Origin of the sequence: Methylobacterium sp. Leaf361 (assembly GCF_001424445.1) — a bacterium.
Lineage (GTDB): Bacteria > Pseudomonadota > Alphaproteobacteria > Rhizobiales > Beijerinckiaceae > Methylobacterium.
Window position 1 is genome coordinate 14165 of record NZ_LMPY01000011.1, and the last position, 17417, is coordinate 31581.

The following is a 17417-nucleotide window of genomic DNA, read 5'->3' on the forward strand; positions in this document are numbered from 1 at the left end:
GATCGCGCATGACCCCGCGCGTGCGCAGAATTCGCGTACGTAATAGAGGCAAAAATCCGGGACGCTAATTATTTTATAGGCAGCATTCTGATTCTCGACAGGAAAATCCAAGTGCAGTAGCCGAGGCCCGAACGCTGCATTCGACGACACGGAGAGACCTCAGTTCGCGCCAGAGGCCTGCCGGCGCCACAGGGGCGGCTCCGCGCGCGCCTCGGGCGCGGGCTCGCGGCGGCGGACGAGACGGGACGTGGCCTCCCTTCGAAGGGCGCGACCGGCGTAGACGGCCTCGATCACGGGAAGCAGGAACCGGCCGGCCCGCGGGAAGAAGCGGAGAAGCGCGCCCTCGCGCCAGAGACTGTCGCGGATCTGCTGCGCGGGTCGGGCCGGCCGCGGTGTGGCGTACTGGGCGCTCAGCTCGACGCGTCCGAAATCGCGGGATCTGCCGCCGAGACTCAAGGTCGAGACGGTCCGGTCATCCGGCCAGATGATTGCCTTCTTCAGGGCCGCCCACGCCCGCGCCGCGTCGTCCGGGATCGCCGCGACGCTCTCGGAGCGAAGATCGTCGATGTGGGCCAGAACGCCGGTGAAGAGGTCCGGCCGCGTCGATGCGATCCGCGCCTCCCAGCCGTCGTCCTGAAGATTGGCCCGCGGCGGCGATCCCGGGACGGCCTGGGCGAAGGTGCGGACGCTCGGCAGGTCCGGTTCCAGGCAGGCCTCGATCAGGTGCCAGAAGCGCAGCACCGACGTGCGCGCGTCCCAGGGCTTGTACCAGTCGCTCTCGACACTCAGGCCGAACGTGCGGCGGAAATGCGGTGTGGCGAGGCGCTTGTAGTTGCAGCGGGCGAGCTGGAGCCCTGACCACGTCCGCTCCGGCAGGCCCTCCTGAAGCATGCGGACCGTGCTGCCGTAGAGCCCGGTATCGACCAGCACGCAGTGGCGCGCCGGGCCGGCGCAGGCCTCGAGATGCGTGCGGAAACGGGCATCCTGTTGGGCGACCGCGGCGTGAAGGCGGGCCACGCCGGGCTGGTTGCCGGACAGCAGCGCGGTGAAAGCCCCCTCCTCGAAGGGCTCATCCCAGGACGCCGGAAGGGCCAGATCGTCGCGTTGCGCCAGCGCCGCCGCGATCTCCGCCATCGACCGGCCGCTGAACTCCCGACCGAGTTCGGAGAGCATGCCAGGGCTCGGCGGATCGAAGGCGGTGCGGGCGGCCACGAGGCGCGAGACCATCAGGGCCGCGCGCGGGAGGTTCTGTGGCAGGCCGGTTCGCTGGAGGAAGCGCTCGTAGACGAGTTGCAGGCGCAGGCCACCCCGGGCGCAGAACAGGAGGACGGTCCTGTCCGGCGCGAGGAAGCGTTCCGCGAGCCAGAGGCGTAGGCAGAACTCGGCGAGGATCGGGCCCAGCACGCGCTGGCCGAACGCGACCGCGTCGTCGCCCGCGTCGTCGCCCGCGGGGCCGCGTGCGGCGTCGGTCGCGCTCACGGCCCGATCCTCCTGGCCCCGCTGCGGGCGGCACCGATCCAGTGCCGGTGCATCACGCGAGCGCGGACGGCATCGAGGCGGCGACGCAGCACCACGTGGCGCGGCCGGAGCAGTTGTGCCGTCCTCAGGCCCGCGGCGGCGGCCATCGTCACGTCCGCCAGCGTGTCATCGCCGAGGTGGAGGATCTCGGCGGGGGGCACTTTCTCGCTCCGGAGAACGACATCGAAGAGCGCCCGTGTCCGCTTGGTCGCGTCGTGGTCGGCACTGGTGTAGATGCGCGCAATGGGATGGTCGGGAGCCAGCGCGTTCAGCAGCTGCGCGATAGTCTCGCCGCGGTGGTACGTATCGCTCACCGCGATGATCCTCCCCCCGGCCCGTGCCCGGCCCCTCAGCCACGTCATCAGCCGGGTATTCGCGCGCAACTGGGCGCGTTCGACCGTGATCTCGGCCCGATACAGGATATCCGCGGCCCGATCATCGAGGCCGAGGACGCGCGTCATGGCCGCGAGCATGTCGGCGAAGCGCACGTCGCCCGAGGGATTGGCCAAGTCGAGCGCCCGGTAGGCCGCTCGCTGCACCTCCAGGCGCGCGGCGTAGATCGCGCCCGGACGGCGCACCACGCCGTGCTCCGCCGCGAGCAGCTGCGACGCGACGGCCGCGATCTCGTGGAAGCGGCAGCGCTCGGACCGGTGATCGCGCAGGAGCAGCGTGTCGAAAACGTCGCAGGATACGATACGGGCTGCCGTCTCGGGTAGGTGCATGATGACTAGATCTCTCCCGATCGATGGCGATCGAACCTGATGTCTGCCCGCCGGGCCGCGTCCGGCGGATCCCTTCTGCAATGACGGTGCCGTGACGGCACCACGCTGCGCGCGATGTCCATCCTCCAACGAGTATAGCAACAATCTGTCCCGTCCGACATCAATGAAGGCGCGCTGCTACGGCCATAAGAATTGACGAGGCGACCGCGCACCCCCCGAAAAGGCGGGTTGATCGGCCCGACCGAGGGGGAATTTCCGGGAAGGGGGCCTTAGTGGAGCTTGGGGGCGCCCAACAAGACCGCCGTTCGGAGTAGGTCCGGGGGATCAAAGGTACGACCGCCCGCGCTGGGAGGGCGGCCGGCGCCGTCGGCCGCGACGGATCGACCGACAGGCTCGTCTTGCCTGGATGTCACCTCGATCTCGCGCCTCATCCGGGGTTCAACACGTTCCTGGAAGCCCGGCTCGGGCCGGAAAGGGATGGACCTCGATCGATTCTCGATCACGGAGAATTGACTATTGTCATCGAGACAACGTGAAATGCTGAGCTCGTCAGCGATAAGTCCGGCAATTAGACTTTGGTTGTGGCTGCGTCTTCATGTATCGATTGTGGATCTCGGCGGGATGCCGTGCTAGCCAACATCCTGTTGAGCGCTCGAGACAGTGAGAGACGGGAGCGCGGAGCGACGAGCGAGAAAGACGTCTGTCGTGGTCAAGGATCCTAAGCTCGCAGTCATTATTACCTGTTTCAACTACGAAAGTTTTGTCGATAAAGCGATTCAGAGTGTCGTCGACCAGCACAACGACTCTTGTGAGATCGTCGTGATAGACGATGGATCGACGGATGACTCATGGTCGATTATCCAGCGGTCCGGCGTCGCGGCATTCCGGATCCCGAACGGCGGTCAGAGGGCGGCCTGCCTGTATGGATTGGCCAAGACTTCTGCCCCGTTTCTGCTCTTTCTCGACGCGGACGACGAGCTTCTGCCGGGTGCTCTCGACCGTATTCTCGCGGAACTAGATCCGACTGTCGCCAAACTTCAGTTCTGTCTGAGATGCGTCGACTCGACGGGGGCGATCCTGGCGGACCCATACCCCGCTCTCGGCGCGTTCCGCGGGCAGGACAGGACTGTCGGCGACATCCTGCGCTCAGGCGTCTACCAGACGCCGCCCACGTCCGGGAATGTCTTCCGCCGCGATGTCTGCGATCTGCTCCATCAATGCGCGTACGACCAAGCTGTCGATGGCGTGATCCTGTTGGCTGCCCCGTTCATGGGCGAGATCGTCAGCCTTTCCGAAAGTCTCGGGCTCTACCGTGTCCATGGCCGCAATGACTCCGGTCTGGGCCGCGTCCCGCAGGCGGCCACCGTCGAGCGGGATCTCCAGCGTTTCCAGTCACGTCTGAGGCATCTGCGCGGTCTTCTTCACGACTGGCGTCCCGGGATCTCCCTCGTCGAGCCAGAGCAGACATACTATTTTCAGTTCCTCGAGTTCTGCATGGCGATCCTCCGGGGTGTCCGGTACGGTGGCAGGCCGTTCCTGGGCCTGATCAGATCTGTCCTGATCGAGCCGCGTTCCCTGAAGTGGAAAATGGCGAATGCGCTCTTCGTAGTCGCGACGTTTCTCGCGCCCGTTCGCTGTGCGCAGGCATTGCTCGCCTTCCGCTTCTCGCCCAAGCGCCGGCCGATCCGACAGATCCTGCGCGCCACGATCGGTGCGGGGCATTGTTGAAAATCAGTAGTGCGCCGGATTTTTCTGTTGCGCCCGGTCGCGCTTTTACACCTAGATGGCTCCGGAATATGTGGCGGCTCTCCTGTTCGGCCAGGGTCGTATCTCCCGCCTAATCGGCGCCGCGGCTTGCATGGAGTCCAGCGCAGGCCGGGGCTCGGATCCGACACGAGCGCTCGTAAGTCATGCGTATTCTCCATCTGCTGAATCACACGCGCCGACTGAACGGCCATGTCCACGCGGCCGTCGATCTCGCGTGCCAACAGGCGCAGGCCGGACACCGGGTCGCGATTGCCAGTCAGGGTGGGGATTTCGATACGCTGCTCCGGTCCAACGGCGTCGAGTCGATCTTCGCGAGCCACGCGCGCACGCCGGCCCGGATCCTGACGTCGTTCCTCGGATGTGGCGGTGTGCTCCGGCGTTGGCGTCCCGATGTCGTCCACGCCCATATGATGACCAGCGCCGTGCTGGCTTGGCCGACCTGCAAGCTGCTGCGCGTTCCCCTCGTGACGACCGTCCACAATGAGTTCGAGAAGGGGGCCGTCCTCATGGGCCTTGGGACCAGGGTCATCGCTGTGAGCGGCGCGGTCGCCTCGTCGATGCGGAAGCGCGGCATCGCGGCTTCCCGCATCGACGTCGTGCTCAACGGGACCATCGGCTCAGCCCGCATGCGCGGTCGGTCCGAGGAACCGCAGGCTCTGGATCATCCCGCCATCGTCTTCGTCGGAGGCCTGCATCCCCGGAAGGGATTGCCCGATCTGCTGCAGGCCTTCGACAAGGCGTTCCCCCACAATCGCGCCATGCGGCTCTACGTCGTCGGCGGCGGTCCTCACCGGGACGCCTACGAGCAGACCGCGCGCACGCTGGCCTGCGCGGATGCCATTACCTTCGCCGGGCCGCGGGACGATCCGTACCGCTGGATGCTGGGCGCCGACATCTTCGTGCTCCCGTCCCACGCCGATCCGGCACCGCTCGTGCTCTCCGAAGCCCGGGAGGCGGGCTGCGCGATCGTCGGCACCGACGTCGACGGGATTCCCGAGCTGCTCGACGGGGGAAGGGCGGGCATTCTGGTCCCGGCAAACGATCCGGACAAGCTTGCGCAGGCGCTGATCACGCTCACGACCGATCCGAGCGCCCTGGGCGCTTTGAGAGCGAAGAGCCAGATCAACCTGGATCACCTGCGGATCGCACGGGTGGCCGACGAGACCTTGACCGTCTATCGGCGCGCTGCCGGCCTCGCGGGGTGATGCGCGTCCCGGTGCGCGGAAGCCGGACACGGCTCCCACAACGCACCGCGGGCGCGGCTCGATCGCAAGCTGACCAAATTAGCTAGATTGATGCCGCCGCCGGATGCTGGTTCAGGACTGCCTTGCAGAGCGTGTCAGGATCGGAATCGCCATGTTGCTCAGATCCGGATCCATGTCGTGACCACGAGGCACGACGTCGTTCCGGGCCGGTGTGGCGCCGGTCAGTCTTCCGTGGGACACGTTCATGCTCGCCTCTAAGACGCTGCGCGGCGCCGGATGGAGTGTCGCCGCGCGGATCTCCGCGCGCGCGATCGATCTCGGCACGCTGCTCGTCCTCGCACGGATCCTGTCGCCCGCCGATTTCGGCCTGACGGCCATCGCCGCGTCCCTGATCTCGATCGTCGAGATGATCCTCGAGATCCCGCTGGTTCAGGCCCTGTTGCGTCTGCAGAAGATCGAGAAGTCGCATCTGGATACTGCATTCACGCTGGGCCTTCTTCGGGGCGGGGTCATCGCCGTTCTGATGATGGCCGCCGCTTGGCCGGTCGCCCACATCTACGACGACGTCCGACTGATCCCCATCACGCTCGCACTCGCGTCGGCGCCGATCGCGCGAAGCCTCTACAGCCCGGCCATGGTACACTTGTTCCGCAAGATCGACTTCCGTGCGTCGTTTCTCGCGGATTTTTCCGGAAAAGTGGCCGCGGCCCTGATCTCGATCGGGTCTCTCTACTTGGGAGCCGGCTACTGGGCCCTGGTGATCAACCCGGCTGCATCCGCGATCCTGCCGACCATCCTGTCCTACGTGCTGGCGCCTTACCGACCGGGGCTCTCCCTGGCGCGGCTGAGTGCCTTCTCGGCGTTCACAGGCTGGTTCACATCCTCACAGATCCTCGCTGCCTTCAGTTGGCAGTTCGATCGCATGTTCCTCGGTTACCACGTCGACAAGGCCGTACTCGGCCGCTACGGGGTGGCGAGCGATTTCTCCGTCCTCCCGACCCAGAGCGTCATCGGTCCGGCTATGCGGCCGGTCATGGCCGCGTTCGCGACGATGGCCGATGACCGCCTCCGCTTACGAGCCGCCTTCCTGAAGGCGGCTCGACTCACGATGATCATCGCGCTCCCGGCTGGCGTGGGCATCGCACTGACCGCCGACCAGATCGTGAGCGTCATCCTCGGTGCGCAATGGATTTCCGCGGCGCCCTATCTGCGATGGCTGTCGCTGGCCGTCATGTTCACCGCCTATTACCAACCTGTCTCAACGCTCTGCCTCGCGATGGACGAGCCGAACGTGATGCTCAAGATCACGCTCCTCGAATCGGTGGCGAAGGTCTTGAGCATGACACTGGGATTCTATCTCGGCGGCGTGATGATGATGATCTACGCGCGCCTTGCCACGGCCCTGTTTCACTTCCTGATCAGCGCGATCTACGCGCGGCGTCTCGTCGGTGCCGGTGTGGCGGGGCAGATCCGTAATCTCTGGCAGATTGCCCTCTCCTGCGCGGCGATGGCGGCCGCCGTCCTTGCGCTGCGGGCCGCCTTGAGCCGCCTGGATATCGGCTCGGCCGGGCTTCTCGCGGCCCTGATCCTCGGCGGCGCGGCGGCTTACGGCGTGAGCATGCTGCTGCTCGGCTTTCGCCTGCGGACCCTGCGTCCATGAGGCCGGTCGCGCGAGGGCCAGCGGCGAAGAACGCAGAACTTACAGCCGCCATCGGGCTGATCCACGAGATTGCGGAGGGTATAATTTTGGCCGCGCTCACTTCAACGGCTCGGATGAGCAGCGGCCGCAAGACAGACCTCGGGTCGTTAAATCTTGGCTAACTTGGCGGCGTCTGCTACCTTTCGATGTGGCCCTCGGGATTCTGTGCTACGGATACCGTAGGGCGATCGCAGCGCGCAGACTTATACTCAAGATTTGGCTCTGGTCGGGGAGAATTTGATGCGTCTGCGTCTAGTTGCGGCAGCGTGCGTCCTGCTGTTCGGCAGCCCGCGCGCGAATGCGGCCCCCGACGAAGCCGGTCGATATCTGCTCGGCCCTCAGGATCATCTGACGATCCGCGTCTATGATTTGCGTCGCAACACCGGCGAAGCGTACTCGTGGACGGCACTGAACGGTCAGTTCGTCGTTGCAGCGGACGGAACCGTGTCCATGCCACTGATCGGCCAGATCAAGGCGGCGGGCGGCACGCCGATCGATCTCGCGAACGCCATCGGTGTCGCTCTGAAACAGGTCGCCGATCTCGCGGAGAAGCCCGCGGCATCGGTCGAAGTCGCGACCTACCGTCCCTTCTACATCATCGGTGCGGTCCAGCAGCCCGGCAAGTACGAGTATCAACCCGGCCTGACCGTACTACAGGCCGTCAGCACGGCTCAGGGACTGATGCGCGGCACCGACCCGCGCAGTATCCAGCGCGACGCGGTCACAACGCGCGGCGAGTTGCGAAATCTGGCCGCGGAGCGGGTCGCCTTGGCCGCCAAGCTGGCGCGTCTCGAAGCGGAGGTCGGCGGCGCGGAGACGATCGCGTTCGGCGGCGAGCTGAAAGGCACGGTGGACAGGATATACGCGGAGCAGGCCGTCCGCGGTGAGCAACTCCTGTTCGACACGCGTCGGAACGCGCTGAAGGCCGAGATCAAGTCGATTGAACAGTCGATCGCCAGCTTTCAAAATGAAATGAGCACGCTCGATAATAAGTCCAAAACGCTGGACCGCCAGATCGAGCTCAGTCGCGGTGAGCTCGGCCTGATCAACGATCTGGTCTCGAAGGGGCTCACGATCGCGCCGCGCAAGCTGGCTGCGGAGCAGAGTCAGGCGTCGTTCGAGAGCAGCCGACTCGACGTGCAGGTCGCCATGCTGCGCGCTCAGCAGAGCCTCACGCGCGCCGAGCGCGACATCATCGACCTCAAGGCCCGGTTCCGCCGCGAAGCTCTGTCGGAGGCCGCGGATGCCCGTCAGAAGCTCGCCTCGATCGACGAGAAGGCGCGGACAGCCGAGCGGCTCGCGGCCGATGCCGAGTCTCAGATGGTCGGCAGCACCGACGACGCGGCAGAAGCCGTGAGCGCGCGCTACGAGATTACCCGGAAGCAGGGGGTGAAGGCGGGCACATGGCTCGCCTCCGAGGAGGCCGTCGTCGAGCCCGGCGACGTCGTGCGGGTGACGCTCGTGCGCCAGCCGGCCGACAAGGCCGGGGAGACGCGGCCGTCCCCGTCGCCGCGGCCCGGATCATCGGGCGCTCCGGTGAGCCGCGGTCCGGCCGCTTCGGATGCGCCACTGCGGCCAACCGAGAGTGCGAATCGCTGAGATGGTCGATGCGTGCGCGTCGCATCGATCCGGGCGGTGACCAGACGACGCGATCGCCCGATCCCGGCCCGGCACGACCGCCGGGGGTGGCGGTGCGTCGCCTGAGTGCCACCGCCGCTCCGCCGTCGATCATGCCTGGATCAGCCTGACATGAGCTTCGAACCAATAGGCGCCATCGCGGTCGTCATCGGCCTGTTCTGTCTGCTGTTCGGCAGGGAATCGGTGGTGATCGCCTTCGTGGTGTTCTGCAATCTCGGCTCGGCCGCGGCACTCCTGCTGGGCGGCGCCAACGTGCAGCCGGCGCATCTCTTCCTCGTGTTCCTGATGATCGCGACACTGTTCCATCGCAACATCTCGACACAGGTCCTGAGTTCGTTCCGCCTGCCTGAACCGGGTTTCTGGCTTCTCTGTCTCACTCTCTACGGGGTGGCGAGCAGCTACATCCTGCCGCGGCTCTTCGCGGGGCAGACCTATATCGTGCCGCTGGGAACGTCGTCACACCTGATCACGAGCGACGGCGTCGTTCCCCTGGGACCAGTATCCAGCAATTTCACGCAGCCGATCTATCTCATCGGTGATCTGGTCTGTTTCAGTATCATCACCGCTTTCGGATCCTCGAAGAACGGGATTGAGACGCTCGCGAAGGCGCTCATCCTCTACGCGGCTGCCAACATATGTTTCGGCATCATCGACGTCCTCACGGCGGCAACGGGCACGCAGGAGGCCCTGCAATTCATTCGCAACGCTCAGTACACGTTCCACGACGAGGAGAGTGTCGGCAGTATGCGGCGGATCATCGGGGCTTGGCCGGAGGCGTCGGCCTTCGCGGGAATGACACTGGGAGGTTGCGGGTTCACGGGCATGCTGTGGCTCTGTGGCCGCAAGCCCTTGGTGACGGGACCTCTGGCGTTGATCTCGCTGTTGTTCGTGATCCTGTCGACATCCTCGACCGGCCTGGTCGGCGCCGCGGTGCTGATCCCGATGCTCTACACGATCGCGTTGCTGCGATGCAGCACGCGTCGTCAGGACCGCTTCAGCGCCTGGCTGGTGGTCGCGGGTCCGTTGGTCGCCTGCGTCCTCGTGCTCCTGGCCTTCTCGGTCGGCGGCGTGGCTGAGCGCGTCTACGATTACGTCGATACGCTTGTCCTGAGCAAAGCCGAGACGAGTTCGGGTGTTCAGCGTTCGGCCTGGAACGCCTATGCGTGGCGGAACTTCATCGACTCGAACGGCCTGGGCGTCGGCCTTGGAACCAATCGCACATCGAGCTTTCCGCTCGCGGTGCTGTCGAATGTCGGGATTCCCGGAGCCGTCTTCTACGTGCTTTTCCTGGCGTCGGTGTTCGGATTTCGGCGCGGAGCGCCGCGGACCTACGCGAGCGACATCCGTGCTGCTGGCCGCGTCGCCTGCCTGTCCCTTCTCCCTGGCAGCCTCATCGCGGGCCCGACCGTCGATCAGGGCTTGATATTCTACATCTTCGCCGCCACCGCCTGCGCCTATCCCGCACGTCATCCAGTCGGGCGTATCGGTGTCTCCGCAACTCCGATCGAGCCGGCCGCGGTCGCGATACGGTCGCGGCTCGCCGAACCGGCTCGCCATTCGGCTCAGAACGTATCACTCGGCACGTGAGGGCAGCCCCGGAGGCCGATGGCCGGACCGAGGGCTGGGCGTTGCTGCCATCCGGCACCGGGAACTGCCGCTCCGTGTTCCGCTCCGGGAGCAAAACCACGGACCGCGCCGTCGCGCCGCGACGGCCGTGCAGGGAACTCGGAAATGGCCCCGGGGCGCGGAGGACGCTCAAGGTATGCTGGGTGGATCCACTGCCTCGAAGCCATTGATCAAATGGCTCATGGGACATCTGTCGTTTTCGTTGTTGACTTTACCCTGCTGAAGGGCGGCCAATGCTGCCTCAGTCGGCCGCAAGGCGCGGACCGCCTGCCCGCTCGTTCGGAACGGGGACAGATCCATAGTGCGACCGTCAGGCGATGTTTCGGTCCGCGCGCCACGGTGTGTTTGCATATTCTGCTCAATTAACGGTAGTCATGACTGGGTTCCGAACTGATCCTATGGTATCGATCCGCAACTTCCGATCTGATTCGAGTGTCGGCGATGATCATCGTGCTCGGCGCGGCCGACCATCATGCTCCGGCATCGTCCTCCATCGCCTGACGCCGTGGCCGATGCAAAGCGAATCATGACCGTTTCTTCAGCCTTCGATTGTCATGGGCACTCGGGAGACGAGATTTTCGATGCGATCGTATTAGGGGCCGGTATTACTGGCCTCGTATCGGCTTCAATTCTTCACGATCTCGGCTGTCGAAATATTGCCGTCATCGACGAATTTGAAAATATCGGCGGCAATCATATTGACCGGTCCATCAATGGATATACATTCGACATCGGGAGTTTAATATTTCAGGACGATTCGCCGCTGCTGAAGTATTTTCCGGAGTTGCTGGAACATTACGTTCCGATCAAGCCGACGTGGGGAAAGCTGACACCCCAGGCTTTCGTCACCTCGTACCCGCTGTCGATCCGGGACGACATCGTCCGGGCCGGTCCATGGGGCATCTTCAGGATCGTGCTATCGGCCGCTTTCTCGCGCGTGGCGCGGCGCAGAATCGGGAATGCGCGGGAGTTTGCTCGCTACTGGATCGGTGATTATCTGCTCAGAAGGTCCGGCCTCGAGAGCTACATGAAGCGGTTCTTCGGCGTTCCGGCCGACTGGGTCGATCTGGAATTTGCCGAGAAGCGGATGCTCTGGATCAAGGAGCACGCCAGCCCGCGCGTCTTGTTGCGCTATGTCCGCCGGCATCGCGCGCCGGGTCCGACCAACAGGCAGTTGGCGCGACCCCGCGAAGGCTTCAATGCCCTCTACGAAGTGGCCGCCCGGACCCTGCGGCAGCGCGGTTCGGTCTTTCATCTGGGCGAGCGGATCGAAGCGATCACACGGCGCGGGACGCAATTCGATGTCCGCACAGGTGGCCGCCGTTTGACCGCCCAGCGACTCATCTCGACGATCCCCATTGCGCGGGCGTTGGCCCTCTGCGGAGTCCGAGAGGATCCCGGTCTCGCCTCGGTAACGCTGATCAGCCTGTATTTCAGCTTCGACGGGAATCGCGGCTTCGACTGTTCGATCCTCTACAACTTCGCGCATGACGGCGCTTGGAAGCGGCTCACGATGTATTCCGATTTCTACGGTCGGGTGGAGGGGCGCGAGTATTTTGGAGTCGAGGTCATCGCTGGCCACGCGAACGATTCCGTGACGATCGCCGAGCAGGATTTTCGGGCACATGTCGCCAAGAACGGGCTCTTCGCCGGTGATCTGGTTTGTGAGGGCAGCCAAGTGGTGCCCTGTGCCTATCCCATCTACACCGGGCAGGCCCATCAGCGGGTGTCGCGCGCGCTCGCCCAACTCGCCGACCTCGGGATCGAGTCGTTCGGACGACAGGGCGGTTTCGACTACCAGCCGACGGCCCGTGTCTCGACGCTCAACGCGGCGGCTCACCTGATGCCGACAAGGACATCGGACGCTTAGTCGAGTCGATTCGGCCGGCGGGCGCCGCGCGCCGCCCTCTGAGACCGGGGCCTCCGCCGCGTCGGTCGTGGCCTCGGCGGTTCGGCGAGGAGGCCGGGGCCGCCGGCGCGGGGCCGTCTCACTGGACCAGATAGGCGCGGCTCGGCTCACGCGGAGGACGAGGGGCCGCCAAGCGCTCGCGCGCGAGGACCCCGTCGACGAAACGGCTGATCTCGTCCGCGAAGCGGCCGACACCGAAGTCGGCTGCGCGCCGGACGAGGCGCTCTGGCTCCACCCCGATCGCCCGACAGCGCTGGACGGCATCGATCAGCGCGTCGACGGACTGCTCGTGGAAGAAGGTGCCGGTCACGCCGTCGATGACCGTCTCGGTGACACCACCCTTGCCGAACGCGACGACCGGCCGGCCGCTCGCCATGGCCTCGACCGGGACGATGCCGAAATCCTCTTCTCCGGGGAAGATCAGGGCTTGGCACCGTGCGTAGTGGTGTTTCAGGACCTCGAAGGGCTGCGGACCGAGGATCTTGATGTGCGGACCGGCCATGCTGCGCAGTTCACGCAGCATCTCGCCGCCGCCGATCACCACGAGGGGCTGCCCCAACCGGTTGAAGGCCTGGATCGCCAGTTCCGGCCGCTTGTAGCGGACCATTTCGCCGACCATCAGATGGTAGTCACCGCGCTGGCCATCCGGAGCGATCTCGAAGGCCGCCGTGTCCACGGGCGGATGGATGACCTTGGCTTGGCGCCGATAGTAGGTCTCGATGCGTCGCGCGACCGTGTCCGAGTTGGCGATGAACTCGTGGACCCGGCCCGCCGAGACCGCGTCCCAGTTGCGCACGTAATGGGCCACCGGCGGCATCAGCAGGCGCGTGAGCAGCCCCGTCCGCTCGCGATAATCGTGGTACATGTTCCAGACGTACCGCATCGGTGAGTGACAGTAACAGATATGGAGCGCGTCGGATGGCGGGATGATCCCCTTCGCCGGACCCGATTCGCTGCTGATGATCAGATCGTATCCCCGCAGATCGAGCTGCTCGAGGGCCATCGGCATCAGGGGTAGATAGGATTTGTATCGGCTGGTCGCGAACGGCAATCGGCCGATGAACGAGGTCCTGACCCGGTGCGCCCTGATGGTCGGCGACATGGATTGCGGGGCGTAGGCGTGCGTGAAGATGTCGGCTTCCGGATAGAGGTCGCAGAGCGCCTCGACGACCTTCTCGCCGCCGCGCATCCCGATGAGCCAGTAATGGACGATCGCGACTCTCATCGCTCGGAACCTGCTTCCCCGATCGCCGCGCAGCTCTCACCGAGTCGCCCGGTGGATGTCCGATCGGTCGCTGGCAGGCAGCTGCTCCACAGGCAAGGGACCATGATTGCGCTATTCTCAGTCTTGATCGGAAACGTGCGCCTTCGGCTGGACCTGTGTGGTTCGAGCCTCGGGAGCCGCGGGGATTGATGACTTTCAGACGGGATCGACGGGTCTCACGCCATCCGTTGCGGATGGACGTTGCAGGCAGGCCTGGCCGACTTGGCGGGTATGCTCCGGGGCCGCATCAGGCTCTGCGCTCCCACCCGTCGGCCGAACAGGCGCAGACCACCCGGCGTGCCGCGCCACCCGGCACTCTGTTCTCTCTCGGCGCATGCATCATGAGTGGCCCCAATCCGTACTGGCTCCGGCATTGTGGCCGCTCCTGCACGTTGGATGCCGCTTAGCCATCCGCAGGATACTGAGTTCGCCCATCCGGGTCACGCTGCGGAACCCGCCGCCATAGGGATTAGTCCCGCGGAATCGCAATAGGGCCGCGCACGCACGGTCCGTCGCGGCGCGGCGGCCGATGCCGCCGATCCGGCACGCGTCTCATCCCCCTGACCGCGCCTGAGGTACTGTATCGGAAGTCCATCCATAGAGCGCGCCCCGCACGTTGTCATGATCGCCCTCGGCGCGAAATTGATTTCGTCGCGCCATTCAGCAACATCCCGGCGATCGCCGCCGCAGCGACCTCCCGGAATGCCTGCGGCGGGACGTCTGGACGTTGCACCGCGATCCCATGCGCGAGCGTCCCGGTCCGGACGGGTGGCCCGCGCGCGCGGGAGAAGCACAGAGCTGCAAGTGGCTCAGCTCTCGACCATCAACCGTGGGAACGCGCGGCATTCCTCGGGCCGGACGAACGCAGTGCACAATGATGGGTGAGCATCCGGCCAAGGTCGGTGTCTCGTGACATTGCTTGGATTGCGGCATCGAGGCGGATTCGTGGCCGGGTCGAGAGGCAGAGGCCCGGTGCCACTGTGCTTCATCCTGCGGGATCGAAATCTATTCTTGCATTTTTGGGCGGAAAATATACTGACATTTAGGGTACGGTTAAGCTTGAAACAGGCGCGATGATTTGATATCTCGTCGTTAACAATTGATTAACCGTTGCTGCGCCTGGCGGCCACCTGCCGTCACGAGGAGCCAGAACATGCTGCGCGACGTCGGCCCACCGCTTCAGCCTGCCTTGCGTGCGCCGCAGTACGGTGTCGAGCTGGCGGACCAAGTGGGCGATGCCGCGGAGGCTGTCGCGGAGGCCGTTCTGCCAACGGCGCCGTTCGTGGCGCGCGGTCTGCGGTTGGGTTGGGCGGCCAAGCGCGGGCTCGACATCACGGTCGCGGCCACGGCCCTCTTCCTCTTGCTACCGTTGCTGATCCTGATCGCCGCTCTCGTGTATGCCGGTGATCGCAAGGCGCCGATCTTCCGCCACATGCGGGTGGGCCGGGACGGTCGCCGCTTCGGGTGCCTGAAGTTCCGCTCCATGGTGACGAATGGCGACGCTGTTCTGGCGGCGCATCTGGCCGCCAATCCTCTGGCCCGGGCCGAGTGGGCGGCGACGCACAAGCTCAGCGACGACCCGCGCGTCACCGCCGTCGGCTACGTGCTGCGCAAGACCTCGCTCGACGAGCTGCCGCAGCTCTGGAATGTGTTGCGCGGCGAGATGAGCTTGGTCGGTCCGCGCCCGATCGTGCCGGCCGAAGTCGCCCGCTACGGGCGGGCATTCCCCACCTGTTTCGCCGTGCCGCCGGGCGTGACGGGGCTGTGGCAGGTCTCGGGCCGCTCCGACACGACCTATGCCGAGCGCGTCGCGCTGGATCTGGACTATGCCACCCGGTGGACCTTGCACCGGGATCTCGCCATCATGCTGCGCACCGTTCCCGCCGTTCTGGCGCAGCGCGGGAGCCGATGAGGCGCGGGTGGTCCCCGAGCCGCCCCGCGCCCGGGGCGCGGCGTGCTCTGGCCCTGCGCGACGGCGCAGCACGAACCGCGCACCCAGATCCGGTTCGGGGCAGCACTTTGCTGGTCCGACAGATGAGGGCCGGATCGGATTGTGGCGGGTGCCAGCGATGACCGAACGAGACCCGTACCGGTACGAGGATCCGATCTGGTACGATCGGATCGAGGCCGATGAGCCGCCTGGCGTCATCCTCGATCTGCTGGCGCACGCGTTCGTGCCGATCATGGCGGCTCTCGGTGCGGTGAGAGCGCTGTACTGGCTACCGACTCGACTGTGGTGCCGGGCCGCGCGCTCGATCCTGCGCGATCGGACCACCGCTGCGAAGCGGCTCTGAGCCGAGCGCAGCATCGTCACAGTGAAGCGTTCGCCGGGCTCGAGCGGCCTGTCGTGATACGTCATCCGCCGACGGACCCGCGACGCGGCCTCCAGCCGTCCGAGCTCCGGTGAGCGTGATGCCACGCTGAACGCGCATCTGAGCGTCCGTTCACCGCCCACCTCTCGGGCACGCAGGCTGGTTATGTCCGGAGCATACCGAACTCGGAGCCGCGGCGCCGGTTGTGGGAGCTTCATCAGGTCGAGATTGACAATATTAACGCTATGAAGTAGCGCTATTGACCATTCTGAAAATTGACAGACGTGATGGATCCCGAACGGGATCAGATGTCATTTGCCCATATCGAGTGGCGAGTGCTTGTATGAGGTTCTCGGAGGCAGGGGCTGCCATTCGGCGCTGGCACTTTGGCTGGCCGCCGCGCACGCGCAGGATGACCGCCAGCGAGCGCTCCCTCTCGGTCGGTGCCTGCCAAACGTGCGGGGCAAAGGTGGAGATCTCCAACGCATACTGCGTTCCCTGCGCCACAGAATACGCCGACTGCGATGTCGCATATTTTGATCGATGGTTGCTGGTCTTTATCTGGGTTGCTGCAGGTGTAACGCTGTTCGGCGCAATCTATTTTATGTTGAGATTCTTCGGTGTTGTATCATAGAGATGTTCGCGATCCTTCGTCGCTCGGCTTTCGCGTCATCGCCGACGTCGGATTGTGGAGCGGTCGGAAGGCTCACCGATCGGAGCGGAACGGCGCAAGCGGCATTCCCAGGATTCGGTGCGCGATGCCGCGCCATCGATTCCAGGTCTGGGACGTATAGGTCCCTGGTCAGGAAAGGTGGCACGTTCCCGGTATCGGATGGCGATCGCGTCGATGCGCCGGCTGTCAGGTTCGTGCACGCTCCTGTCCCGGACCCAGGGCCCTGGCTCGGCGACCACGGGTGGGCCGGCGCTCGAGCGTTGGTATGCGGTCCGTCCAGCGCGATATCCCGGTGGATGAGAGATCTGAGTACCTCTATCGGGTGATGGACGCCGGCCATTGCTCGGTAGAATGGCTGTGGGACCCGCTGTTCAGGGCGCGATCACGGCTGACGATACAATCGAGCCGGGTCTGAACAGGTTGCGGGTGAGGGTGAGGGCAGGATGCGCGGCTTGGTTTCGACTGCGACGCTCTCCGGAGTGCTGGCGCTTGTCTTCAGCATGCCCGCATCGGCGGCCTCCGATATCACGGTCGCTGCCATCGCCACCGGTCGCCTCTATGTTGTCGGGACGACCGATCGCCCGCACACGGCCGTGATTTTGGACAAACGGTTCGAAACCGAATCCGACGAGAATAGGAAGTTTCAGTACGAGTTGGTGTACCATCCCGCCAATTGTGTGGTTTCCGCCGCAATCGATGGGACGATACATGAAGCGGTTGTCAGCAATTGTGGGCAGCAGGTGGTGCCCGGAACTTGGCTGGACCCGAAGCCCGCGATGACCAGGCCGACTCCTCTGGAGCGGGTGCTCTCACCGACGGTCGAGGTGCCCTCCACCGTCTTCTGTCCCTCAGTTCAGACAGAGCGCTCGCAGGATCCGGCACGCATCGAGCTTGCTGACCGCACGCCACCGGTCTTCACCGTCGTGACGGGGATGAATTTTTCGCCGCGCTACTGACGCTTGGCCGCAGGTGTGAAGAAGGCGGAGAGGATGGGTGCGGCGCATCGTCGGGATCCTCCCCGGAAGGAGTCCGCGAACGGACTTCTGCGCGGCGTCGGCTGACGGAGCGCACGGCGAAAGCGATG

At 65.1% G+C, this 17417-nt stretch carries 12 protein-coding genes; 9 read left to right on the top strand and 3 right to left on the bottom strand.

Features of this window, described 5'->3' with window-relative positions; genetic code table 11:
- Positions 1 to 159: 159 nt before the first annotated feature.
- Together ASG32_RS09080 and ASG32_RS09085 are read right to left on the bottom strand one after the other, a co-directional pair.
- The gene (locus ASG32_RS09080) at positions 160 to 1479 is read right to left on the bottom strand and encodes a hypothetical protein (protein WP_056524842.1); all 1320 of its coding nucleotides are present in this window, start codon (positions 1477 to 1479) and stop codon (positions 160 to 162) included.
- Entirely contained in the window at positions 1476 to 2240 is a 765-nt protein-coding gene (locus ASG32_RS09085; RefSeq protein WP_056524845.1) for a hydrolase, read from the bottom strand. Before ASG32_RS09085 ends, ASG32_RS09080 begins: the two co-directional genes overlap by 4 nt.
- A gap of 705 nt (positions 2241 to 2945) precedes the next feature.
- Between ASG32_RS09085 and ASG32_RS09090 the strand changes: the two genes are divergently transcribed.
- The 6 genes from ASG32_RS09090 to ASG32_RS09115 all read left to right on the top strand — a co-directional run bounded on the left by ASG32_RS09090 (position 2946) and on the right by ASG32_RS09115 (position 12045).
- On the top strand, positions 2946 to 3968 hold the full coding sequence (locus ASG32_RS09090) for a glycosyltransferase family 2 protein (RefSeq protein WP_056524847.1): 1023 nt from the start codon (positions 2946 to 2948) through the stop codon (positions 3966 to 3968).
- A 182-nt stretch (positions 3969 to 4150) separates the two neighbouring features.
- Positions 4151 to 5212 carry a glycosyltransferase family 4 protein gene (locus ASG32_RS09095; protein ID WP_056524850.1) on the top strand — a complete coding sequence of 354 codons (1062 nt, stop codon included), beginning with the start codon at positions 4151 to 4153 and terminating at the stop codon, positions 5210 to 5212.
- A 244-nt stretch (positions 5213 to 5456) separates the two neighbouring features.
- Entirely contained in the window at positions 5457 to 6872 is a 1416-nt protein-coding gene (locus tag ASG32_RS09100; protein WP_056524853.1) for a lipopolysaccharide biosynthesis protein, read from the top strand.
- A gap of 279 nt (positions 6873 to 7151) precedes the next feature.
- Positions 7152 to 8510 carry a polysaccharide biosynthesis/export family protein gene (locus ASG32_RS09105; RefSeq protein ID WP_056524856.1) on the top strand — a complete coding sequence of 453 codons (1359 nt, stop codon included), beginning with the start codon at positions 7152 to 7154 and terminating at the stop codon, positions 8508 to 8510.
- Between the two features lie 150 nt (positions 8511 to 8660).
- Positions 8661 to 10136, top strand: coding sequence for a hypothetical protein (locus ASG32_RS09110; protein WP_056524859.1), 1476 nt, complete (start codon positions 8661 to 8663; stop codon positions 10134 to 10136).
- Positions 10137 to 10701: 565 nt separating this feature from the next.
- Positions 10702 to 12045: an NAD(P)-binding protein gene (locus tag ASG32_RS09115; protein ID WP_056524862.1), complete on the top strand. Its 1344-nt coding sequence runs from the start codon at positions 10702 to 10704 to the stop codon at positions 12043 to 12045.
- Between the two features lie 118 nt (positions 12046 to 12163).
- Here the strand turns inward: ASG32_RS09115 and ASG32_RS09120 are convergent, their stop codons facing one another.
- The gene (locus ASG32_RS09120; protein WP_020091237.1) at positions 12164 to 13309 is read right to left on the bottom strand and encodes a glycosyltransferase; all 1146 of its coding nucleotides are present in this window, start codon (positions 13307 to 13309) and stop codon (positions 12164 to 12166) included.
- A gap of 1192 nt (positions 13310 to 14501) precedes the next feature.
- Here ASG32_RS09120 and ASG32_RS09125 point away from each other — a divergent pair.
- The 3 genes from ASG32_RS09125 to ASG32_RS09135 all read left to right on the top strand — a co-directional run bounded on the left by ASG32_RS09125 (position 14502) and on the right by ASG32_RS09135 (position 17289).
- Positions 14502 to 15260: a sugar transferase gene (locus tag ASG32_RS09125; RefSeq protein ID WP_020091236.1), complete on the top strand. Its 759-nt coding sequence runs from the start codon at positions 14502 to 14504 to the stop codon at positions 15258 to 15260.
- 157 nt (positions 15261 to 15417) lie between these two features.
- A complete protein-coding gene (locus tag ASG32_RS09130; RefSeq protein ID WP_056524865.1) occupies positions 15418 to 15642 on the top strand; it encodes a hypothetical protein in 225 nt (74 codons plus the stop codon).
- A gap of 1134 nt (positions 15643 to 16776) precedes the next feature.
- A complete protein-coding gene (locus ASG32_RS09135) occupies positions 16777 to 17289 on the top strand; it encodes a hypothetical protein (RefSeq protein ID WP_157861926.1) in 513 nt (170 codons plus the stop codon).
- Positions 17290 to 17417: the final 128 nt, after the last annotated feature.

Bases quoted from the DNA above. Each gene is read 5' to 3' on its own strand.
- ASG32_RS09085 (WP_056524845.1), bottom strand. From the start codon at position 2,240: ATGCACCTACCCGAGACGGCAGCCCGTATCGTATCCTGCGACGTTTTC.
- ASG32_RS09100 (WP_056524853.1), top strand. From the start codon at position 5,457: ATGCTCGCCTCTAAGACGCTGCGCGGCGCCGGATGGAGTGTCGCCGCG.
- ASG32_RS09110 (WP_056524859.1), top strand. From the start codon at position 8,661: ATGAGCTTCGAACCAATAGGCGCCATCGCGGTCGTCATCGGCCTGTTC.
- ASG32_RS09120 (WP_020091237.1), bottom strand. From the start codon at position 13,309: ATGAGAGTCGCGATCGTCCATTACTGGCTCATCGGGATGCGCGGCGGC.
- ASG32_RS09105 (WP_056524856.1), top strand. From the start codon at position 7,152: ATGCGTCTGCGTCTAGTTGCGGCAGCGTGCGTCCTGCTGTTCGGCAGC.
- ASG32_RS09095 (WP_056524850.1), top strand. From the start codon at position 4,151: ATGCGTATTCTCCATCTGCTGAATCACACGCGCCGACTGAACGGCCAT.
- ASG32_RS09125 (WP_020091236.1), top strand. From the start codon at position 14,502: ATGCTGCGCGACGTCGGCCCACCGCTTCAGCCTGCCTTGCGTGCGCCG.
- ASG32_RS09135 (WP_157861926.1), top strand. From the start codon at position 16,777: ATGCGCGGCTTGGTTTCGACTGCGACGCTCTCCGGAGTGCTGGCGCTT.
- ASG32_RS09130 (WP_056524865.1), top strand. From the start codon at position 15,418: ATGACCGAACGAGACCCGTACCGGTACGAGGATCCGATCTGGTACGAT.
- ASG32_RS09115 (WP_056524862.1), top strand. From the start codon at position 10,702: ATGACCGTTTCTTCAGCCTTCGATTGTCATGGGCACTCGGGAGACGAG.